Origin of the sequence: Leuconostoc gelidum subsp. gelidum KCTC 3527 (genome assembly GCF_000166715.1) — a bacterium.
Classification (GTDB): domain Bacteria; phylum Bacillota; class Bacilli; order Lactobacillales; family Lactobacillaceae; genus Leuconostoc; species Leuconostoc gelidum.
This window is the reverse complement of the sequence record NZ_AEMI01000001.1, coordinates 31,518-52,764: the sequence shown is the minus strand read 5'-3', so window position 1 is coordinate 52,764 and position 21,247 is coordinate 31,518. Positions and strand designations below refer to the sequence as shown.

Annotated in this window: 20 protein-coding genes; 13 read left to right on the top strand and 7 right to left on the bottom strand. The window is 36.1% G+C overall.

Features of this window, described 5'->3' with window-relative positions:
- Window positions 1–62 precede the first annotated feature (62 nt).
- The 3 genes from EUI_RS0100250 to EUI_RS0100240 all read right to left on the bottom strand — a co-directional run bounded on the left by EUI_RS0100250 (window position 63) and on the right by EUI_RS0100240 (window position 2,355).
- Window positions 63–923: an aldo/keto reductase gene (locus EUI_RS0100250; RefSeq protein ID WP_010015262.1), complete on the bottom strand. Its 861-nt coding sequence runs from the start codon at window positions 921–923 to the stop codon at window positions 63–65.
- A 113-nt stretch (window positions 924–1,036) separates the two neighbouring features.
- Window positions 1,037–1,918: a metal ABC transporter solute-binding protein, Zn/Mn family gene (locus EUI_RS0100245; protein WP_010015260.1), complete on the bottom strand. Its 882-nt coding sequence runs from the start codon at window positions 1,916–1,918 to the stop codon at window positions 1,037–1,039.
- On the bottom strand, window positions 1,915–2,355 hold the full coding sequence (locus EUI_RS0100240) for a MarR family winged helix-turn-helix transcriptional regulator (RefSeq protein WP_010015258.1): 441 nt from the start codon (window positions 2,353–2,355) through the stop codon (window positions 1,915–1,917). Before EUI_RS0100240 ends, EUI_RS0100245 begins: the two co-directional genes overlap by 4 nt.
- A gap of 177 nt (window positions 2,356–2,532) precedes the next feature.
- On the opposite strand from EUI_RS0100240, the gene EUI_RS0100235 reads away from it, so the two are divergent.
- The 12 genes from EUI_RS0100235 to EUI_RS0100180 all read left to right on the top strand — a co-directional run bounded on the left by EUI_RS0100235 (window position 2,533) and on the right by EUI_RS0100180 (window position 16,283).
- Entirely contained in the window at window positions 2,533–3,285 is a 753-nt protein-coding gene (locus tag EUI_RS0100235) for an ABC transporter ATP-binding protein (RefSeq protein WP_010015257.1), read from the top strand.
- Window position 3,286: 1 nt separating this feature from the next.
- Window positions 3,287–5,275, top strand: coding sequence for an FtsX-like permease family protein (locus EUI_RS0100230; RefSeq protein ID WP_010015256.1), 1,989 nt, complete (start codon window positions 3,287–3,289; stop codon window positions 5,273–5,275).
- 7 nt (window positions 5,276–5,282) lie between these two features.
- Window positions 5,283–5,936 carry a response regulator transcription factor gene (locus EUI_RS0100225; RefSeq protein ID WP_010015255.1) on the top strand — a complete coding sequence of 218 codons (654 nt, stop codon included), beginning with the start codon at window positions 5,283–5,285 and terminating at the stop codon, window positions 5,934–5,936.
- On the top strand, window positions 5,923–6,789 hold the full coding sequence (locus EUI_RS0100220) for a sensor histidine kinase (protein ID WP_010015254.1): 867 nt from the start codon (window positions 5,923–5,925) through the stop codon (window positions 6,787–6,789). The genes EUI_RS0100225 and EUI_RS0100220 overlap by 14 nt, the downstream gene beginning before the upstream one ends.
- 105 nt (window positions 6,790–6,894) lie before the next feature.
- Entirely contained in the window at window positions 6,895–7,650 is a 756-nt protein-coding gene (locus tag EUI_RS0100215; RefSeq protein ID WP_010015253.1) for a hypothetical protein, read from the top strand.
- 15 nt (window positions 7,651–7,665) lie between these two features.
- Complete coding sequence (locus EUI_RS0100210) at window positions 7,666–8,259, top strand: ATP-binding cassette domain-containing protein (protein WP_010015251.1); 594 nt, start codon at window positions 7,666–7,668, stop codon at window positions 8,257–8,259.
- A 129-nt stretch (window positions 8,260–8,388) separates the two neighbouring features.
- The gene (locus EUI_RS0100205; protein ID WP_010015250.1) at window positions 8,389–10,191 is read left to right on the top strand and encodes a glycerophosphoryl diester phosphodiesterase membrane domain-containing protein; all 1,803 of its coding nucleotides are present in this window, start codon (window positions 8,389–8,391) and stop codon (window positions 10,189–10,191) included.
- Window positions 10,192–10,411: 220 nt separating this feature from the next.
- Window positions 10,412–11,407 carry an ABC transporter ATP-binding protein gene (locus tag EUI_RS0100200; protein ID WP_010015249.1) on the top strand — a complete coding sequence of 332 codons (996 nt, stop codon included), beginning with the start codon at window positions 10,412–10,414 and terminating at the stop codon, window positions 11,405–11,407.
- A 15-nt stretch (window positions 11,408–11,422) separates the two neighbouring features.
- Window positions 11,423–12,412: an ATP-binding cassette domain-containing protein gene (locus EUI_RS0100195; RefSeq protein WP_010015248.1), complete on the top strand. Its 990-nt coding sequence runs from the start codon at window positions 11,423–11,425 to the stop codon at window positions 12,410–12,412.
- A 2-nt stretch (window positions 12,413–12,414) separates the two neighbouring features.
- Window positions 12,415–13,380: an ABC transporter permease gene (locus EUI_RS0100190; protein WP_010015247.1), complete on the top strand. Its 966-nt coding sequence runs from the start codon at window positions 12,415–12,417 to the stop codon at window positions 13,378–13,380.
- A 12-nt stretch (window positions 13,381–13,392) separates the two neighbouring features.
- The gene (locus EUI_RS0100185) at window positions 13,393–14,283 is read left to right on the top strand and encodes an ABC transporter permease (RefSeq protein ID WP_010015246.1); all 891 of its coding nucleotides are present in this window, start codon (window positions 13,393–13,395) and stop codon (window positions 14,281–14,283) included.
- Window positions 14,284–14,417: 134 nt separating this feature from the next.
- Window positions 14,418–16,283, top strand: coding sequence for an ABC transporter substrate-binding protein (locus EUI_RS0100180; RefSeq protein ID WP_010015243.1), 1,866 nt, complete (start codon window positions 14,418–14,420; stop codon window positions 16,281–16,283).
- 149 nt (window positions 16,284–16,432) lie between these two features.
- On the opposite strand, the gene zwf is transcribed toward EUI_RS0100180, so the two are convergent.
- On the bottom strand, window positions 16,433–17,893 hold the full coding sequence (gene zwf, locus EUI_RS0100175) for a glucose-6-phosphate dehydrogenase (protein WP_010015242.1): 1,461 nt from the start codon (window positions 17,891–17,893) through the stop codon (window positions 16,433–16,435).
- Between the two features lie 104 nt (window positions 17,894–17,997).
- Here zwf and EUI_RS0100170 point away from each other — a divergent pair, with 104 nt between their 5' ends.
- A complete protein-coding gene (locus tag EUI_RS0100170; protein WP_010015241.1) occupies window positions 17,998–18,321 on the top strand; it encodes a hypothetical protein in 324 nt (107 codons plus the stop codon).
- A 39-nt stretch (window positions 18,322–18,360) separates the two neighbouring features.
- On the opposite strand, the gene EUI_RS0100165 is transcribed toward EUI_RS0100170, so the two are convergent.
- The 3 genes from EUI_RS0100165 to EUI_RS0100155 are packed head-to-tail and all read right to left on the bottom strand — an operon-like array spanning window position 18,361 to window position 21,035.
- Window positions 18,361–19,248 carry an alpha/beta hydrolase gene (locus tag EUI_RS0100165; protein ID WP_010015240.1) on the bottom strand — a complete coding sequence of 296 codons (888 nt, stop codon included), beginning with the start codon at window positions 19,246–19,248 and terminating at the stop codon, window positions 18,361–18,363.
- On the bottom strand, window positions 19,232–20,038 hold the full coding sequence (locus EUI_RS0100160) for an alpha/beta hydrolase (protein WP_010015239.1): 807 nt from the start codon (window positions 20,036–20,038) through the stop codon (window positions 19,232–19,234). The genes EUI_RS0100165 and EUI_RS0100160 overlap by 17 nt, the downstream gene beginning before the upstream one ends.
- Window positions 20,039–20,075: 37 nt before the next feature.
- Window positions 20,076–21,035, bottom strand: coding sequence for an alpha/beta hydrolase (locus EUI_RS0100155; protein ID WP_010015238.1), 960 nt, complete (start codon window positions 21,033–21,035; stop codon window positions 20,076–20,078).
- Between the last annotated feature and the right edge of the window lie 212 nt (window positions 21,036–21,247).

Sequence of the window (21,247 nt, the reverse complement as noted above, 5' to 3'; positions counted from 1 at the left end):
AGTTTAACTGACAAATAAAAAAACGTATTTGTTTCACGTAGAAACAATCGTTTTTTTTATGTTTAGAATGATACTTGATCAGCATTAGTATGCAAGCCACCAATTGCTTGTAACTGATCCAGAGATACAATGTCTTCAACTGTTAATACGAAATCGAACACATCTGCATTAGCTTGAATATATGATTCGTGGGTTGATTTGGGTAAAGGCAAAAATCCTTTATCTAATGACCATCGAATTAAAATTTGAGGGATAGATTTGTTGTATTTTTCCGCTAAAGAACTGACCTGTGGCAGGTCGATTAGTTTTCCAGTACCTAATGGTGAGTAAGCCTCATTTAGAATGTTGTGTGCATTATTGTAAGTAACAAGTTCTACTTGTTGATCAGAGGGATTAAGAAAGTTTTGATTCACCATGGGAGCTATGTTTTGCGTCTTAGTTAATTCCTCTAGGTGATGAATTTGGAAATTAGAAACGCCAATGGCTTTAACTTTACCCGATGTATAGGCATCTTCGAAAGCATGCCAGGTTTCAGCATTGGCAGACTGCCAAGCGTGTTCACCTTTAACTTGCACACCTGCTGGATTAGGCCAATGAATTAAATATAAGTCCAAGTAATCAAGGCCTAATTTATCGAGTGATACGTCAAGTGCTTTAGTTACTGTGTCATAGGTTCGTGCATCATTCCAAAGTTTAGATGTCACAAACAAAGATTCCCGTGGTATACCTGAATCTTTGATCGCCCGGCCAACCGATGCTTCATTACCATAAATTGCAGCTGTATCAATGTGTCGATAACCAGCATCGAGCGCCCATTTGACTGCTTGATAAGCAACATCACCATCGGCAGATTGCCAGGTACCAAAACCAAGAACTGGTATTTTAGTATCGTTTGCTAGTGTGTAAGTGTCTGTAAGAGACATAAATATTACCTCCATCATAAATTGCTAATTGATTATCTTGAAAAGTATCAGAAAATCCTGATACTTTTCAAGAGTAGTATAGCATATTTAAAATGATTGATGGTGTGGTAAGATTATTGCGTCTTTTTTTGAATTTGTTTTAACTCTGCTACTTTCCAACTGACATAATGTTCGTTACGTGGAATGGTTTCAGTAACATTAATAACAGGCACATTATTGTCCTTTGCAAGATTAACAAGGGTTGAAACAGTTGAACTTGTCGTTTGCTTATTATTTACCAAAAAGGCAATTTTGTGGTTTGTAATCGCTGCACGCAGGTTTGTTAGTGTCGCCGGTGAAGGATCGTTACCCTCTTCAATGGCTTCAGAAAAATCATTATCCATTACTTTGTATCCTAAAGCTGTTAACATATATTCAAAAACAGGTTCTGTTTGGGCAACAGATTGGTTATTAGCATGTTTTTTAAGTTGGCTAACAAGGTCTGTCACGGGTTTCAAACCGGTGATATATTTTTGAGCATTGGCTTGATATTCTTTTTTATGTGAGGGATCTTGCTTTGATAAATTATCAGCTAAATATTGTGCTGTTTTTATCATTGTTTCTGGATTATTCCAAAGATGGGGATTAACACCAGATTTTTCTTTTAAAACATTTTCACCAATGCGGATGAGTTGTGTATGTTTGGATGTTCGGGCCAATTTGTTAAGCCAAGAATCGTATCCTAAACCATTGGCAAGTGCGATGTCAGCCTCACTGACTTTTTTAGCTACTGCTGTGGTTGGTTCGTAATCTTCAGGTGAGACATTAGGATTGTTAATAATTGCTGTGGCAGTGCCATGGCTGCCAACAACTGTTTTGGCAAGCTCAGCATAGAAATCAGTTGATGCAACAATATTAATTTTGGTTGTATTTTGTTTTGGTGAATTGCCTTTAAATGCAGCAAAACCTACGATGGCAATGATGATAACTGCCATAACGGCGATTATTTTTTTCATGAGTGATTATCCTTTAAATGATTAATTTGTTCAAGAAATGTCATAATTGTTGCTTGTTGTTCGGGTGTGAAATTTGAAACGGTTGCACTAATATCATGATGCAAGTTCTGGTGTGATTGCTCATGCTGCCAAGCAAGTTTGACACCTTTAGGAGTTAAAGTATAATGGACACTACGTTTATCGGTGGCATCTTTGGTTGATATTACGTAGCCATGCGTGATCAAATTCTTAATAGCTTTGGTAATTGCTGGTTTCGTGAGCTTCATTGTGTCAGCAAGCACGGTATTGGTTGCGCTTTGTGAGTGCAATAGCATCAGTAAATGTGCCTGTGTAGCATTAATTTGCTGTACTGTGGTTGTGCGAATGAACTCAGAATTTGCCGCGTACGTGTGAACAAAAGTGTTGAGTTCTTGAATTATGTTGTCGGATTCTGACATGATTGGCCTCGATAGTTTACTGGTTAATTAACCAGTAAACTATAACAAAAATAGGAAGCGGTTGTCAAACTGAATGTTAAAAATTATTCTGACAGTTTTGTCAGGTTATATCACAAGGTGTAAGTGAGCACGGCATCAAAATATTAGATAATGAGTATATGAAATGGAGGAAGTATGATGTTATTAGAAGTTAATCATCTTGAAAAAATATTCAAAACACGGTTTTCAAAGGAAACAACAGCGGCATTGCGCGACATTGATTTTAGTGTTGAGAATGGTGAGTATATTGCTATTATGGGTGAGTCAGGCAGTGGTAAAACAACACTCCTCAATATTTTAGCGACATTAGAACATCCAACTAATGGTACGGTAGCATTGAATGGTAATAACATTACAAATATTAAAGCCAATGATTTAGCCAAATTTCGTCGTGAACATCTGGGATTTGTATTTCAGGACTTTAATTTGTTAGATACATTAAATGTGCGAGATAACATTTATTTGCCACTCGTGTTAAACCGAAAGCCAGTACAAATGATGAAAGAGCGTATTGGTACATTAGCACCGTTGCTTAATATTTCGGAATTATTAAATAAGCAACCTTTTGAATTATCTGGTGGACAAAAACAACGTGTGGCTATTGCGAGAGCTTTAATGACGCAACCTGACTTGATTTTAGGGGATGAACCAACCGCGGCATTAGACTCCAAAAATTCAGATCGCTTGTTAAATTTATTTGAACAGATCAACGATGAAGGACAAACTATTTTAATGGTGACACATTCAAGTGTTGTTGCCAGTCACGCTAAACGTGTGTTGTTTATTAAAGATGGTATGATTTATCACCAATTATATCGTGCTGAGCGTAGTACATCAGATTTTAACAAAGAAATTAACTTAGCCATGGGTAGTGTTTTAGGAGGTAATTGATATGTTTTATCTGAAATTAGCGCAACGTAATATTCGAAAATCATTCAAAAATTTTGCACCATTTTTACTGGCAACAATCATGATGTTTGTTTTAAATTTCATTTTAGCATCGATTGCTTTTTCACCACAGTTAGATAAGTTAGGGATCAAGTCAGTATCTGTCGTTCTAATTATTGGTCAAGTCATACTCATTCCTTTTTCAATTGGTATTGAAATTTATGCTTACCGTTTTTTGTTAAAGAAACGATCACGAGAGTTTGGTTTGTATGATATTTTGGGGCTTGGGAAAGCTCAAATTATAGTTGTTGCATTATTTGAACTGTTATTCTTGTTGCTGGCAACAGTGTTACTTGGTACAATTGCCGGCGTTATTTTATCAAAGTTCTTATTTTTAGTTTTTATCGCTTTAATTGGTGGCAACTATTTCAATTTAACGTTTTCGATGTTGGGTTTTGCTATGCCAACTATAGTTGCTTTAACTGCTTTTGTCTTGTTAGCGGTTATTAGTACCTGGACGATTCATCATCACTCTAGTTTGGCATTATTGCATTCGGAAAATCAGGGTGAACGTGAACCAAAATCGCGAGGATTCTTAGCGTTCTTAGGCGTTTTATTATTAGTTGTTGGTTATTATATGGCAATAACAGTTAAGATAGGACCGTCGCTTGTTACCACATTTGCTGGCGCGGTTTTGTTAGTTATTGTTGGGACTTATCTGTTTTATGTGGCGTTTACCATTTGGTATTTAAAACGCCAAAAGCGTGGTCGGCGCTATTATCAACCAGAAAAATTTATAACAACAAATGCCTTACTGTATCGCATGAAACAAAATGCAATCGGATTGGGAAACATTACGATCTTAGTTACAATGGCCATTGTCACATTAGTGACGACGGTCATGTTACAAACTGGATTAAAGCAAACCGTGATATCAAATATGCCATTTACGACTGAGCTTAGCGCTATGAATACAGGGGATACTCATGTTGGCAATGTGTCGGAGGAACAATTTAAAAGTATTTTGTCCCAGACTGAAAAAAAGTCACAAGTTAATTTAAAAAAAGGCATTCAATATGTTGATTATGGCACGCCAAGAATGATATTATCTAGTGGCAAACATGTGACTATTAATCATTTAACAGATAGTTATAATAAGGCAGGGGTAACCACTGTACAGGTTGTTTCTCGTGATACATTGATTAAGTTAGGCAACAAACTACCAAAATTGGCACCAAATGATGTATTAATTCATAATTATTCTGGTCATTTTAATGCAGAGACAATCAATTGGTTTGGTCAATTATTGTACGTTAAAGGGCAAACAACAAACGTCAAAAACTACCCAACGCAAAGTAGTATCGGGAACAGCATGATGATTGTGGCCCAAAATGATGCACAAGCAGAGCAGTTATATCAGCGTATTAAGTTTGATGCGAATAGTTACACGATTCCACGACGTACCTTAATAACTAATTTAAGCAAGAGAGGCAGCAAGAAGGTTGTTAAGGCATTTAAAGCAGAAGGTAAAAGTAGTGTATCACCAATATCAACATCCGCCGTTGATCGATTTGCGCTACTGCAAGAGGCACAAGTTTATACAGGTGGCTTCTTATTTATTGGTTTCACACTGGGACTCACATTTATAATCGGTGCAGCGTTAATCATTTACTATAAACAAATTGCTGAAGGTGAACAGGATAAGGAAGCGTTCCGTATACTACAGGAAGTCGGTTTATCTAAAAAAGAAGTATCGCAAACAATTAATAGTCAAATACGTTTGTTATTTTTCATGCCAATTGTGGTGGCTATCGTTCACTTTGCAGGTGCTTATATGATGGTTTCTAAAATTATTAATGCCTTTGGTATTACGAATAAAACATTGATGCTATCTGTTAGTGGTGGCGTTATTCTATTGATTGCAGTATTGTACTATATTATTTATAAAATTACTTCGCGTAGTTATGTTAACATCGTGCAACGTCACGTATAATAAAGTTATGCAAAAAATATTTATTGTCGAAGATGATACAAGTATCGTAGACAGCTTAAAAAAAGTATTATCATCAGAATTCAGCGTTGTTTCAACGCTGAATTTTCGTGCTGTCGTTCAAGAAATTACTGAAACGCACGCAGATCTTGTACTGATGGACATTACCTTACCTTACTTCAATGGTTTTTATTGGACAACAGAGTTACGTAAAATTAGCAAAGTGCCAATTATTTTTATTTCAAGCGCTAATGATGAAATGAACCAAGTCATGGCACTGAGTATGGGAGCTGACGATTTTGTTGCTAAACCATTTAATTTGGTGGTCTTGAGAGCAAAAGTGCAAGCATTGTTACGACGTAGCTATAATTTCAGTGCATCTGAATTGACGTTTGACGAATACCAGTTGGTAGATAATCAATTAATAGGTAACGCAGGAAAAGTTGAGCTAACCAGTACAGAAACTAAAATATTACAAATACTATTTGAATATGGCACAACTGTTGTGCCAAAAGATATTTTATTGACTAAATTGTGGGAAAATAACGATTTTATTGACGCGAATACTTTACATGTTAATATGACGCGATTGAGAAAAAAAGTAGGCATAATTAATTTTGATAAAATTCATACAGTGCGAGGTGTTGGGTATGTTTTGGGGTAAGTATTTAAAGCGGCGAGCTGGTTTGTTTTTGACGATTGCTATCGGCTTCACTTTATTTTTATTGACTTTTTCTCTGTGGCAGTTACCGATGATCCCATTGCTTAATGCGAGTTTATTATTTTTATTAATATTTAGTGTTTACACGATAATTGACTATCAAAAATTTTATAAATATCAGCAACAATTAACCAATTTAAAGATAGATAATGTGCAGTTAACAGCAAAATTATCAGCGCAATTACAGCGTGATAAAGATTTTATGGATATCATGCGCGTTTGGACGCATCAAATGAAAGTGCCATTGGCTAGTATGGACTTGGTTGCTCAGACACAATTACCAGAACTTCAAAAACAAACATTTGCGCTCGAAAATTATTTGACCATTTTACTCGAGTATCTCCGTGTTCAAAATACTGCTACCGACTTTCGTTTTGATGTTGTGAATGTGCGCGAATTAGTTAATACGGTTATTAAGAAATATGCGCCCCAATTTATTCATAAAGAATTGCAGGTAACAATTGTTGGTGAAGCGACTATTAAAACAGATCCCAAATGGTTAGCTGTAGCTATTGAACAAATTATTAATAACGCTGTGAAATATACAGAAACAGGTGGCGTGACGATTCAAGTAACAGATCAGCAATTAATGATTGTTGACAGTGGCATAGGAATTTTGGCATCAGATTTACCGCGACTATTTTCACACGGATTTACCGGGTACAATGGTCGTTTGGATAAAAAATCAAGTGGATTAGGGTTGTATTTAACGAAGTTAGTTTTAAATAAATTATCATTTGATATTTCAATAACATCCGAAATAGGGATTGGTACGAAGGTAGTAATTCATTTTTAAATCTTTAATAGGCAGGCTGTAATCATATGATTATTGTGTTATGATTATAAAAATGATGTTTTTATAATCGTTGATTTACAAATTGAATATATTGGGGAGAATGATATGAACGAGATAAAGGCATTATGCAAAGTCTATCTAGTCAACACGTTGAGTAATAAATTTGTTTTTTTATTTAATTTAGTATTACCAACTATCTACTTTTTATATAAAAACATCAGATATTTGTCTCAGCCAAAGGTAGCGTTTTCTCATCAAACCATGATGGTAGTTAGTTATTTTTGGGCTTACATTATTATGGTCACATTATTAAATAACGTGATTGTTGCAATTATTTCACAACGGGAAAATGGTTTTTATAAACAACTATTTTTTATAGTGGGTTCAAAGTGGAAAATATTAACAGCTAATTTTTTGGTACAATTAGTCATTTTAAATGTTGAACTGTTAATTTTTAATTTGGTGGTCATTGGCGTTACCCATAATTTTCATATCAGTTTGTTAATTGCAGGAATGATTGCAACCTTGTCGGTTGCGGTACCGGTTACTTTTATTAGTAGTTTACTATTTCTTTTGAAGGTTAAAATTGAATCGATTAACGTTTTAGTGACGATCTTATTATTTGTTTTATTCCTAACAATTAATTTACCTAAAAGTCATACGATGGGGGATTTATTGAGCTTGCTGAATCCAATAACTTATATTGTTGACACATCATATCAGTTATTATTGTTCTTTTTCAATCATGTAATTCAAGGTGCAGCGACAGTCAGATTAGGAATTGTGACCATAATTTACTTAGTAATTGGTTGGTTTGCTATCTCAAAATTAACTGTCCATTCAATTGCTGATCGTGTTTAGTTGAGGGGTTAGAGGATGCAAATAAAAAAATATTCTTTATGTTATGGTGATCGTATTTTAGCGCAAGATTTTGAAGCAGAATTTTTTAATCATGTGGTTAATGTGCTCACGGGTGCCAATGGTGCGGGTAAAACGACCTTATTAGATTTCATTGCAGGTGTGGGTCCTAAACAGGCCAAAGGACAGAAAATAAATGTGCCCAAGCAGCAAAACATTGCCTATCAGTTACAGCATATTCACTTTTTTACGACGCTGAGCGTCGGCCAAACGATAAATATGTACCGCCAAATTGGTAATTGTACCCTAGAGAAGAGTGGATCAACTTTCCAAACGATTAAACGACAAGCTTTAGACAAGATATGGTCCGTTAAAATGGGACAATTATCTGGTGGTGAAAGGCAGATGGTGCTGACTTACGGACAATGTCTGTTGGAAAAAGAACTGTATATTTTTGATGAACCAACCAGTGGGGTTGATGTTACGAATTCAAAAGTGATTCTAAAAATGATTGCATCTTTGGTTCAAGAGCGTGAAAAAATGGTCATTATGACGTCACATAATATAGAACAACTGACTGATTTGCCGGTTAAAATGATTAACATAGGCTAGACACAACACATCCTATGGTGTGTTGTTGTGATTTATTAAAAAAGCATGTTCTAAATTGTTTATGTGCAACAAAAAATTAGGTGGACTGTCTTTTAATTGTCATATATAATCAAATTTAGGAGAATTTTAATGCAATATATTCGCTTAAAGATTAAAGATTCTGTTGAATTTCTATGGCATAGTAAAAGTTATCTAAAGAGTGTGTTTGCTGTACACGCCTTGTTTATTTTTATATTGTTACCAATATTGGGGGAATCGAGTCAATTTATTTTAAAGATAAGTCAGATTAACTATTTATCGTTAAATAATTTGGGCACAATGATGCGGCAACAACCCCTCGTATTTCTGGCTTTGATTGGTATTTTTATTTTATCCATTTTATTATCGTTTTTTGAATTTGCTTTTTTGTTGATCAGTGTTTATTTTATTCAAACTAAACAACCTGTTAGTGTGCGTCAACTATTAGTGATTACCTTGAGACAACTTCGAAAAGTTGGCATCAGTACTGGCTTGTTTTTCTTGTTTTATCTTGTACTCATATTACCGTTAGGTGGGGTGAGTTATAGTTCGAATCTGCTATCAAAAGTAAAAATCCCGGCATTTCTGATGGATTACATTTTTGATCATCGCTTCATTGTTGTTGGCGCGTTTATTTTAGTATATATTTTACTAACCTATATTGGTGTACGACTAATATTCGTATTACCAAACCTTATATTAAATGATTTGTCGATAGGCGAGGCAATTAAAAGTAGTTTGACGATCACACGTAGAAAATTTGTGACGATACTTCTGAGATTGGCGGTTATTGGGTTTGGGATGCTCCTATTTTCTTCAGTAAGTATTGCTAGTTTAATTGGTATTCAAAAACTAGTGGAACAATATAGTCATTCATATACAGTAGTTAGTGCTGCAGTTATTATGACGCTATTACAAATCATAATCTTGATCAACATAGCAGTAACAACCGTAGGGATGTTTCTTGTTATTATTGATTTCATGTCAAAGAACAATGCTTTGTCCGCTATCAAAAAACCTGATAGTTTGTTTAGTAGCGTGTATCACAAAAATTTTGCAAACCGTTTAAGTGCACCACTTTATATTGTTTTGGGTATTATGAGTGCAGTGATTGTTGGTGGCTATAACTTTAATTATTTGAAATCAGTTGATATTTCTAAGCCAATAAGTGTGTCACATCGAGGTGTTTCTGAGAAAAATGGTGTTCAAAACAGCATTTCTGCAATGAATAGGACGGCACAATATCATCCTGATTACGTGGAGATGGATGTTCAATTAACCAAGGACAATCAATTTGTCGTTTTCCATGATTTTAATTTAAAACAATTAACTGGTGTGAATAATACACCAAAGAATATGAACTTAAGCGCGTTAACCAAACTTAAGGTGCATGAAAATAATCAGGTACAACCCATTGAATCATTCGATGATTACTTAAAAGCTGCAAAAGCAATCCATCAAAAGCTCTTAATTGAGTTGAAAACGCCAAATAAAGATAATACGCAACTAGTTGCAAGATTCATGCGAAAATATCAAAAAGATATTCAAGAAAATGATTATATGATTCAATCATTAAATTTTGAGTTAATAGAAGATGTTAAAAAGATTGCACCAACTGTTAAGGCAGGGTATATTTTACCGTTCAATCTCATCGGTCCGCCAATTTCACATTCCGATTTTTATACGGTCGAATTTAGTACCGTGAACAAGCATTTTATTCAAACAGCACACAATGAAAGAAAAAAAGTATTTGTTTGGACACCAAATGATAAAAAATCAATTTTACGTATGATGTATTTTGGTGCAGACGGTGTTATAACTGACAATATGCCGGCTGTGGGGCGAGCAATGACAGATGCTAACCATATCACATATTCTGATAAGTTACTTTATTATGTTGCAGGTTTAGGATGAAGCCTTATAGATAAGTTGGGCATGAATAGACGATTTTAGTTTCTGAAGCTGCGACTTCTTTAGAATTTACATTATAATATAGTTGTCAAAGGGGTTGATTCCATATTTCAAAGGAATCAACTCCTTTTTTACATCGTGCATATTATTTTTTTTACAATATAATTGGAAATATTAAAAACAAATGATATAATTTTATAATATAAGAAAAGAAGGTTATAAAATGGATGGTAAATTATTAGAAGCTAAGAATGTATCTGTCGATTTTAGAATAGATGGACAATATCAGACAGCGATTCATAAATTAAACATATCAATTAAACATGGTGAAGTGGTAGCTCTAGTTGGAGAGTCTGGTTCTGGTAAATCAACGTTTGCAATGAGCGTGATGGGATTACATAATTCAGATCAAACCCGAGTAACCGGATCTATTAAGTTAAATGATAATGAGTTGATTGGTTTGAGTGAAAGACAGTTTGATGCATATCGTGGTGTGTCTGTGGGCATGATTTTTCAAGATCCGTTGTCCAGTTTAAATCCTTTGATGAAAATTGGAGATCAAATAGCTGAAGCCATCACTGTTCATGATAAACAGTCAAAAAAAGTGAAACAACGTGTACAAAAATTAATTTCAGATGTTGGCATTGTTGATGTCCAGCGTGTTTCCCAACAATATCCACATGAGCTTTCAGGTGGTATGCGGCAACGTGTTATGATTGCAATTGCGTTAGCTAATGAACCAGATTTGATTATTGCTGATGAACCAACAACCGCTTTGGATGCAACAATTCAAGCGCAAATATTAGATCTAATCAAAGAAATTCAACAAAAAAAGAACGCAGGAATCTTATTAATTACACATGATTTAGGGGTTGTTGCTGAAATGGCTGATACGGTTACCGTCATGTATGCGGGACAAATTGTCGAGCAGGCTCGCGTGTCAGATCTTTTCAATCATCCAAAACATCCGTACACGCGGTCATTATTGCGTGCAGATCCATCAGAAGTGAATTCTGGGGACGAATTATATGCTATTCCTGGTACCGTTCCAGCTTTAAAAGATATGGATCATAGTAAAGACTTGTTTTTGAAGCGTGTACCTTGGTTAGACAAAGCTGAAGTCGAGGCAACTGTGGATGAAAAATTACAAAAAGTTAGTGATGGACATTATGTACGTGGCAATGCGTGGCAAAATTTTGAATTTTTGGAAGATCTTTAAGAAGAGGGTGCGGTAATGAGTGAGTTAGTCCGAATAGAAAATTTAAAAGTATATTATCCAATAAGAACAGGTTTTTTTAACCGTGTAACAGACAATATCAAAGCAGTAGACAATATTTCATTCACAATTGAATCAGGCCAAACCTATGGTCTTGTTGGTGAATCTGGTTCTGGTAAAACAACTATTGGGAAATCGCTAGTTGGACTTGAAGACCCTACTAGTGGAAAAATTTTATTCGAAGGTCATGAAGTGACAACGAATAAACAGAAAAAAGCTATAAATTATAACAAAGACGTACAGATGGTTTTCCAAGATAGCCAGTCAAGCTTGAACCCAAGGAAAACAATTGGTGAGATCATTGCTGAACCACTTAAAAATTTTGGCGTGCCCAATGTTATTGGCGCAGGCTATGATGGGGAAAGGTCATTTGATCAAACAAAAATTAATGAACGTGTTTTGGCGCTATTAAAAATTGTTGGGTTACCTGCTCAGACAGTAGCACAATACCCATTTCAGTTTTCGGGAGGGCAGCGACAACGTATAGGCGTTGCTCGTGCATTGGCAACAAATCCTCGGTTAATTGTTGCTGATGAACCTGTATCAGCATTAGATTTATCAGTTCAAGCACAAGTATTGAATTTTATGAAAAAAATCCAACGAGAATATGGCATTAGTTTCTTATTTATTTCTCATGATTTAGGTGTGGTGAAGTACATGACTGATAACATTGCAATTATGCATAATGGTCGTTTTGTCGAAATGGGCACGACAAATGACATTTTTAATGATGCGCAGCATATTTATACCAAACGATTATTATCTGCGATACCAAGTTTAGATGTCAGTAAACGTGACGAAAAGAGAGCTTATCGTAAACGGATTGAATCTGAATTTACACAAAATAAGGATGCTTATTACCAACAAGATGGTCTGAGAGATCGTGCATATGATTTAGAACCGATTACAAAAACTCACTACGTGGCACTTAAGAAAGAGGGAGCATAATTATGTGGCGAACAATTTTAAGGCGTGTGTTAATTATGATTCCACAGTTAATTTTGGTTTCTATTTTAATTTTTATGTTAGCGCAATTAATGCCTGGGGATCCATTTTATGGGAGCTTAAATCCTAATTCTGATCCCGCAACAATTGCAAGAATGCGTCACGCTGCTGGTCTGGATTTGCCATGGTATCAGCAATATGTTAAATGGGTTGGTAATGTAATACATGGGGATTTAGGCACCTCATATGTTGTTAATAAAGGTTGGACGGTGACACGTATTATTGGTCAACGCATATGGCCAACTCTGTCAATGGGAATCATTGCAGCCGTATTAACTTATGTTTTGTCAATTTCGCAAGCGTTATTAGCTGCACGTAACGAAAATAAAATCATTGATCGTATTCTAATTGTATGGAACACGATGACATCGGCTGTCCCATCGTTTGTTTTTTATTTTGTGATGATGGTTTTGTTTGTTTACATTATTCCAATATTTCCAAGTTCTGGGACAGGTATTGACGATACACAAAGTTTTACCACGAATTTTTTTAGTAATTTAAGATATGCCTTTTTGCCAGCTTTAACGATTGCTGTGTTTAGTACTAATAGCATTTTCCAATATTTACGTTCAAATTTATTGGATCAACAAGCGCAAGATTATGTGCGAACAGCGCGTGCTAAGGGTGTCCAAATAAAAGACGTCTTTAGAAAACACATCTTACGAAACGCTTTTTTGCCAATTGCTTCAGGCATTGGATACTCAATAACTGGTATTTTAGGTGGCGCAATTTTTGCTGAAACTGTTTTTGGTTATCCTGGATTAGGTGCATTGTTTGTTCAAGCGTTGAGTGGTCGTGATTATACTGTCATTACAGCGTTAATGCTACTTCAAGGTGTATTAGCATTATTAGGTGGCCTATTGTCGGATATTATCTCAGCGTGGGTTGATCCTCGCGTTCGAGTGAAGTAGGGGGACATGGACATGGAAATTAAGAAACAGCGATTTGGATCGAAATTTATTAAAAATTTTTGGCGTGAACTAGAGAAAGATAATTTAGCCTTATTAGCCACAATACTATTGATTGTGCTTTTTCTGTTTATTATTATTGGTCAAATTTTTGTACCAACTGATATTGGCACGATGAGTAATATTTTAAGTGCTAACTTACCACCATTAACTAATGGTCATATTCTTGGGACTACGAATTCGGGCGCTGACTTTGTTTTGACGTTAATTGCTTCAGCTAGCAATTCACTCATTATCGGCTTTGGCGTAGCAATCCTGATTACAATTATTTCAGTTACTTTTGGAATGATTATCGGATATTTTGGTGGCTGGATTGATTGGATTGCTATGCGGCTGATTGATTTTTGGTTGGTCATGCCGCTACTGATGATTTTGGCTATTATTTTTTCTACGGCAAAGGGCTTGTCAATTTGGAGTTTGATTTTAATTCTAGCGGTACTGAGTTGGCCACCAAATGTACGATTAATTCGTACGTTAACGTTATCTGAGGTCAATAGAGATTATGTTCAGGCAGCTAAAATTTCTGGTACACCTTGGTATAAAATTCTATTTACTGGTATTTTCCCAAATATCTCATCAACAGTTATTTCTGATTTTGCGTTAACCTTGGCAGGTTCAATTGGTATTGAGACTAGTTTGACGTATTTAGGATTTGGATTGAAGCATGGTACAAGTTCATTGGGTACAATGTTAACAGTTTTGAGTGGTAGTTCGGCATCATCAGTTTATACACAATGGTGGTTATGGATTCCGGTAACATTAGTATTAATTATTTTGACTTTTGGTATTGTAGTTCTTGGACAAGTTGCTCGTCGCGCAATAGATCAGAGACAATCTGTGTCTTGAATTTAAAACATTAGATTAAGATTAAAATTTAATGTTGACAAATAATTTTATAATGATATATTTATAATAGTTTATTTTTGAGAACTAGATTGATTGTATGTTTAATTTCATGATATATGAGGAGGCGTTTTTACATGGTTAGTACGGGAAAGAAAATAGGCTTTGGTGTTGGTGGCCTAGTCATAGTCGCTGGAGCTACTTGGGCATTAGTTGCGACAACATCAAATCACACATCAACAGCTAAAGCAGTTGATGTTGGATCGTTTAAAGGAGACTATAAAAACTCAAAATCAGCTATCAAAAATGGTAGTTTAACGGTTAGTTATCCTGGTAATGCATCTGATCCCGTGTCTTTTGCTGGTTATTCGGAATTGGCACAGTGGTCAGCTGCACAAGAGCAACTTGATCCTGCAGGGAAAAACACGCTTTTCTATGTTGATAAAGATGGTAAGCTGACAAACGATGGTCCAGCTAAAGTTACAGTTGATAAAGATGCAAAAACGGTGACAATTAAACTTCGTGATGATTTAAAATGGTCAGATGGTAAAGACGTTACAGCACAAGACGTATTGTTTTCATTGCAGACACTGGCAACAAATAAAGTCGCTTCTGGTAATTTTACACAAGCTTATACAGCTATTAAAGGTTTAAGTGATTATCAAAATGGTAAGGCAAAAGACATTTCTGGTGTGAAGTTGGACGATGGTAAAGCGGGTAAGCAATTAACTGTCTCATATACAACGCTACCAGCCGCAGTCGATTGGGGTGATGGGGTACCTGCTTATGCCTTACCATATCATGATTTGAAAGATGTCAAGTCTAAGGACTTGGCTACTTCTGAAAAAGTGACAAAGAATCCACTATCCTTTGGACCATTCAAAGTGGCATCAGTCTCGTCAGATTCAACAGTTAAATATGTTAAAAATTCTGACTATTGGGGTAAGAAACCTAAACTAAATACGATAACGTATTATGTTAACCAAGATCAAACAAAGCTTGAGAACGACTTATCAAAGCAGAAATTCGATATTGTGACAAAAGCGCCGGCTTCCCTTTGGAAAGATGGGACTAATAATCCTGTATTATCGAAATACAATAATGATAAAGGTTACGCGTCAACAGGATATTATGATAGCGGTTATTGGGAACTTTACTTTAATTTGGGACATCTCAACTCAAAAACTAGTGAAAACGTACAGGATCGCCAAACACCTTTGCAAGATGTTAATGTTCGTAAAGCCGTTGGTTATGCAGAGAATGTTGGAGATGTGGTTAAAAAATATGGGAATGGTTTGAGTGTAACCGCTGATACTCTTGTTTCAAAGAATGAATCTAAAAAGATGTTCTATAATAACAATGTTCAAGGATATCAGCAAAAATCATCTGGTGATATCAAGAAAGCTGGTAGCTTACTTGAAAAATCAGGTTATAAAAAAGATTCAGCTGGGTATTATGCTAAAGATGGTAAGCGCCTAAGTCTAGTTTACTTAGCACGTTCAGGAAACACAACATCTGAAGCCTCAACTAAAGCTTACATCGAAGCATGGAAAAAAGCAGGTATTGAAGTTAAATTGTACCAAGATAAATTGGTAGATCCCTCTACTTGGCAATCAATTGTAGTAGATGGCAATAATAACAATTGGGATATTACTGATGGTGGTTGGTCAGAGGGAACTGTGCCAACATTTGATCAGTTATGGAGCAAGTCTGCACCTTATAACTTCGGTCATGTTGTTTCAAAGGAGTTAACTCAGAATTTATCTGATACACAAACAGCCACATCAGAGGCAAGTCTTGTTAAGAATATCAAGCAATTCCAGAAGTTAGTTGTTGACGAACAGGCTTATACGATTCCAACAACTACTAATATTAAGGTACAATTAGTGAATGGACGCGTTACTGGATGGACAACTAACTTTGCAGCGCAACAAAATGACTTATACGCGCAGTTGGGTGTATCACAAAGTAAACCTGTTACATCAGGTAATCCACGTAAGTAAATAATATGCTCATCGTGCAATTGGCGTATTGATACAATAATAACTATCCTCCCAGATAAAGAAACTTGTATGAGACGGCCATTGCACAAAAAACGCTTAAAGAGTTGTTCAACTCTTTAAGCGTTTTTCTTATTTTATTAATGATGAAATTAACCCTTAAATACCCAAGTATCACCGTTATCGGCTAGCAACTTATCAGATGCTTCTGGTCCCATTGAACCTGACTTATATGTTTCAAGAGGTGCTTTGTCAGCAGTATAAACCGCTGAAATAGCATCAACGAATTTCCAGGCAATAGCTACGCCATTCCAGTCGGCAAAGTTTGATCCATCACCATTCATTGTGTCATGAATCATACGTTCATATGGTTCAGGTGTATTTTGCTTATCTTTATCTGAGATTGTCCAACCAAGATCAATTGTACGTGTGTTGAATGAATCTTCAACAGACTTTGAATTAATCTTAAATTCTATGCCACCCTTAGGATCAATTAGAATTGACAAAACAGACTCTTGCGCTTCTTGTGCTGTACCAAAGTCAAATGTTCCAGCCTTGAAGACAATATCAACACGTGTTTGTTTAGCAGCCAAACGCTTACCTGAACGAACATAGAAAGGGACACCTTCCCAACGAGGTAGGTCAAATTGTAATTCGCCGGCAATAAACGTGTTGTTCTTTGAATCAGCAGGGACATCAAGTTCTTCAAGGTATGGTTTGAAATCAGATGAATCACCGGCACCGTATTGTGCGCGAACGAAGTATTTGTTAACTTCTTCTTCATTATAAATTTTCAAGGCATTGAAAGCAGCATTTTTAGCAGCACGAATGTCCTTGTCATTAAATGAATCAGGCTTCTCCATAGCTAACCAACCAACAATTTGCATGGTGTGGTTTTGAATCATGTCTAGCAATGCACCAGTAGTATCGTAGTAACCAGCGCGTTCTTCAACACCCAAAACTTCGGCTAGTGTCACTTGCACATTTTTAATATAGTCTTTGTTCCAAGCAGCATCAAAGATTGGGTTACCAAAACGTAACGCAGCAATGTTTTGTACCATTTCCTTACCGAGATAGTGATCAATACGGAATAACTGGTCGTCGGAAAAAGCATTTTCCAAATCATTTTGCAATTCTTCGGCTGTGGTATATGATGTACCAAAGGGCTTTTCAATCATCAAACGATTGAAACCTGTTGATGCCAGCAATGCTTCAGACTTCAAGTATTTGGCAATTGTGCCAAAGAAGCGAGGGGCAACTGACATGTAAAAAATACGGTTGCCATCAATATCAAATTTAATAGCAGCTTCTTCAATGGCTTCTTTTAAGATAGCATATGAAGCAGCATCTGTGACATCATGTGCACGGTATGAGAAATGGGCAATAAATGCCTCGGCTTGATCTTGATCTTCTGTAAAGTCCGCAATAGATTCGCGAACTAACTGCTTAAATTCTTCGTCTGTTAGGCCTTGACGTGCCGTGCCAACAATGGCAAAGTGTTCTTGTAGGTAGCCTTTCTTATAAAGGTTGAAAACTGATGGGTAAAGTTTGCGCTTTGCCAAATCACCAGTACCGCCAAAAAATGTTACCAATGTCTTGATTTCTGAAACCATAATGTTCCCCTTAATATTAGAATTGAATTCAACTATTATTATAACGCAAATTGGTTAGAAAGTATGCGTTTTCACAATCATATCAATCGCTTAGCAAGGAAAAAATGTTAATTAACGATTTTACCCCAAAACAACAACAAATTTTACGACAATTAGACATTGGTCAGTATGCTGGTCAAACGCTGATTGCTCACGCGCCAACTAAAAAAGATAGTAAAAATTATTATGTGATTCATGTTGACTTAAAAACCAATCATTGGCGCTATCAACCTGATGAGCCAATTAAACCAGTTGAAGTAGCGGAGTTGCTAAAAGCCGGTGGTTTAAGGACGACAACCGTCCGGCATCAATATGTTTTGAATTCTGCTGTCTTTAGCAAGCCAATAAGGCGCTTGTTTAAAAAAATTTTAGTAGATAAAAACGACTAATAAAGATGAATTGACGTATTATATGGCTTTTTATCGGTATTAGGATAAAATGTCATGTACGAAATCTTCAAACGATTTTTGTCCCATGTCTGTGTTAACAACTGTAAATCCATGATGAGAATTGGGATAACGTTCAATTGTGACACGGACATAGGCTGATACAAGATGTTGTGCAAATAATTCGGCCTCGTCCCGTAAACTGTCGAATTCTGCTGTGTGAATAATTGTTGGTGGGAAGCCAATTAAATCGTTTTTTGATGCCAAAATCGGTGAAATTAAGGGATTATTTTGTGTTTTTTGCGTGTCATCATGTAGATAAAATGCATTCATGAGACGAGATTCATCAATTGCGATACCTTGATCATTAGGATAATGTTTTTCGCTGGGGTCAGTATCTAAATCAAGTACAGGAAAGTCCAATAAAATTTTGTCAGCCAATTTAATTCCTTGTTGTTTAGCCTGTAGTTGTGTGGTAACAGCTAGATTACCGCCAGCACTGTGCCCCATGACAATAAATGGGCTACGGATACCAAGCGCTACAAATGTTGCAAAGTGTTTTTGTAAATAGACATATACGCTAAAAGCGGCGTTAACTGCTGCAGGAAATGGATGCTCTGGCGCTACGGGATAATCGACATCGACAACGGTGTAGTTTGTGGCAAAAACAAGTGACTTAGCGAATGCAAAATCACTAGGCGTCCATGGATACATAAATCCCGAACCACGTAAATTAAGAATAACGCCTTGACTGGGCAAGTATGCAGGTTCATAGATGAATATTTTAACTGATTCTTGACCATCAACATCGATATGTTGCTCAGATTGCTTTAAACCAGAATACTGTGATTTAGGTATTTGTACATCGTAGGATTGGCTGTGTTTGCGAAGCATGAGGGCTTGATGCACTAATTCATCTTTTGTCATCATGTTCACTACTTTCAGTTTGTGTTAACCAAACGAACGCATCTTGCAATTGTTGATCCCAAAAATTCCAGTCATGTATGCCAGGCTTTGAGGTCCAGAAATAGGCGGATCCTAGTTTATCAGATAATTGTTGGCTAAATACCATATTTTGTTCATAAAGCGGATCTTGTTCACCACAAGATGTGTAAATAGATAATGGCCATTTCGTGTTGTCATAGTTTGTAAGGACATCAGATAATGCCAGTGGTTGTGTATTAATATCTTGACCGTCAAATACGAGATCAAAATCAGGCATTGAGAAAATATCACGTTTTTGATAAAAATCGGATAAATCAACGACACCAGACAACGCAACGATGCGACTAAAGTATTGTGGCTGATTTAACCCCCATTTTAGCGCTCCGTAGCCACCCATTGAATTGCCAATAACGATATTATCATTACGGTCTGCACTCAGAGGGAATAGATAGCGCATACGTTGTGGTAGTTCTTGTGTGATAAAGTCCCAGTAGGGTCGACCATAGGTCATGTTATTATAAAAACTGCGATCGACATCTGGCATGATTATCGCATAACCACTTTCGGTGGCATATCGTTCGAGCCCAGTCATACGATACCAATCAGTCGCATCTCCAGATAAACCATGTAATAGCCAAACTGTTTTTAAGGGATTGGCATGTAATTCTTGGTAATTGACAGTTCCGTCGTTTCCTCGTTTTTCAGGAATAATAACGTTAACTTCGGTCATTTTATTTAAAATGTTTGAAAAGTAATGTAAGTTGATAAAAGCCATGATGGTCCTCCAGTTGATAGGTTGTGTAAAAATAGTTCTAGATAGGCAGTGATATTGGGGCTGCTTTTTTAGTGTGATTTTCCAAAAAATTAAGCACAATTTTTTTTGATTCAGGTGACCAGAAAGCATCGGTTCCGTGATTACTACCCTTTATTGTGACAAACTGATTAGAGATACCAACGGCATCAAGGGCGTTTTTAAATGCTACGCTTTGTTGAAACGGCACAATCATGTCCATCGTGCCATGAAAAATTAGAAAAGGTGGCATGTTAGGGTGAAGATGTGTTTTAGGATCGGCTTGGTGCATGATGGTAGAGTCTGCATTGATTGCTTGATGATTGAAATAAGCACCAAGCCAACTTTCAGCAGATCGATGTTCTTGAATAGAAGGTGAAATATCTAAGTCTTGTAACATCGTCGGGCCATAAAAGTCAATGACACCATTAAATTGGCGTTTTTTTGCGGATTCGTTAAAAAAGAAATCTTCGTGCTGCGTAGCGGCTGTCATAATGGCGGTGTAGGCACCCGATGACTCACCCCAAAGAATAATTTCTTCAGGATTGATGTGGTAAGTTTTAGCATGTGCAGTCAGAAAATCGAGTGCAGCATTTACATCACGAATGGTTGAAGGAAAGTTTCCGCCTTTATCGCTGCCTTGATATGCCACAGAAGCAATAACGTATCCTTTTTGAGCAATGTCTGTTAAATGTGGCATATGCAGGCCGATTTCTTGTGTCATGAAAGCAGAGCCTTGTATCCATAGAATCAAAGGGAATTGTCTTTGATCATTAATACCTGTTTCTGGTATATACACAGGTGGGACAAGAATGTCCATTAGCAACTCTGAATGATGTTTATCGTATGCAATATTTGTGAAATACATCGGAATTTTAGGTGTGTCATCACCTTGTAAAATGATACCATGAGGGACGACAGTCTGATCCTCAGGGAAATCATTAACCGAAAATGGGTCTAAATATTTGTCTTGAATATGCAATTTAAATTTCCTCCAAATTATAGTTCTGGCATCATTTGTAATACGCCTTCATAGTAAACACATTTGCACAATATGTCAAGCGGAAACCATATAATTTATGACATTTCAGTTTATTAATCAGCATATTAAAAATTAATATTTTTATTTGTGACGTTCGCTTGACACAATAAAACTAACGGATTATAATAAATTTGGTTAAAAAATGTAAGCGC

Coding starts and splice junctions, on each gene's coding strand:
- EUI_RS0100180 (WP_010015243.1), top strand. CDS start 14,418: ATGGTTAGTACGGGAAAGAAAATAGGCTTTGGTGTTGGTGGCCTAGTC.
- EUI_RS0100185 (WP_010015246.1), top strand. CDS start 13,393: ATGGAAATTAAGAAACAGCGATTTGGATCGAAATTTATTAAAAATTTT.
- EUI_RS0100200 (WP_010015249.1), top strand. CDS start 10,412: ATGGATGGTAAATTATTAGAAGCTAAGAATGTATCTGTCGATTTTAGA.
- EUI_RS0100245 (WP_010015260.1), bottom strand. CDS start 1,918: ATGAAAAAAATAATCGCCGTTATGGCAGTTATCATCATTGCCATCGTA.
- EUI_RS0100165 (WP_010015240.1), bottom strand. CDS start 19,248: ATGATGACAAAAGATGAATTAGTGCATCAAGCCCTCATGCTTCGCAAA.
- EUI_RS0100220 (WP_010015254.1), top strand. CDS start 5,923: ATGTTTTGGGGTAAGTATTTAAAGCGGCGAGCTGGTTTGTTTTTGACG.
- zwf (WP_010015242.1), bottom strand. CDS start 17,893: ATGGTTTCAGAAATCAAGACATTGGTAACATTTTTTGGCGGTACTGGT.
- EUI_RS0100230 (WP_010015256.1), top strand. CDS start 3,287: ATGTTTTATCTGAAATTAGCGCAACGTAATATTCGAAAATCATTCAAA.
- EUI_RS0100240 (WP_010015258.1), bottom strand. CDS start 2,355: ATGTCAGAATCCGACAACATAATTCAAGAACTCAACACTTTTGTTCAC.
- EUI_RS0100205 (WP_010015250.1), top strand. CDS start 8,389: ATGCAATATATTCGCTTAAAGATTAAAGATTCTGTTGAATTTCTATGG.
- EUI_RS0100215 (WP_010015253.1), top strand. CDS start 6,895: ATGAACGAGATAAAGGCATTATGCAAAGTCTATCTAGTCAACACGTTG.
- EUI_RS0100225 (WP_010015255.1), top strand. CDS start 5,283: ATGCAAAAAATATTTATTGTCGAAGATGATACAAGTATCGTAGACAGC.
- EUI_RS0100160 (WP_010015239.1), bottom strand. CDS start 20,038: ATGGCTTTTATCAACTTACATTACTTTTCAAACATTTTAAATAAAATG.
- EUI_RS0100250 (WP_010015262.1), bottom strand. CDS start 923: ATGTCTCTTACAGACACTTACACACTAGCAAACGATACTAAAATACCA.
- EUI_RS0100195 (WP_010015248.1), top strand. CDS start 11,423: ATGAGTGAGTTAGTCCGAATAGAAAATTTAAAAGTATATTATCCAATA.
- EUI_RS0100210 (WP_010015251.1), top strand. CDS start 7,666: ATGCAAATAAAAAAATATTCTTTATGTTATGGTGATCGTATTTTAGCG.
- EUI_RS0100170 (WP_010015241.1), top strand. CDS start 17,998: ATGTTAATTAACGATTTTACCCCAAAACAACAACAAATTTTACGACAA.
- EUI_RS0100235 (WP_010015257.1), top strand. CDS start 2,533: ATGTTATTAGAAGTTAATCATCTTGAAAAAATATTCAAAACACGGTTT.
- EUI_RS0100190 (WP_010015247.1), top strand. CDS start 12,415: ATGTGGCGAACAATTTTAAGGCGTGTGTTAATTATGATTCCACAGTTA.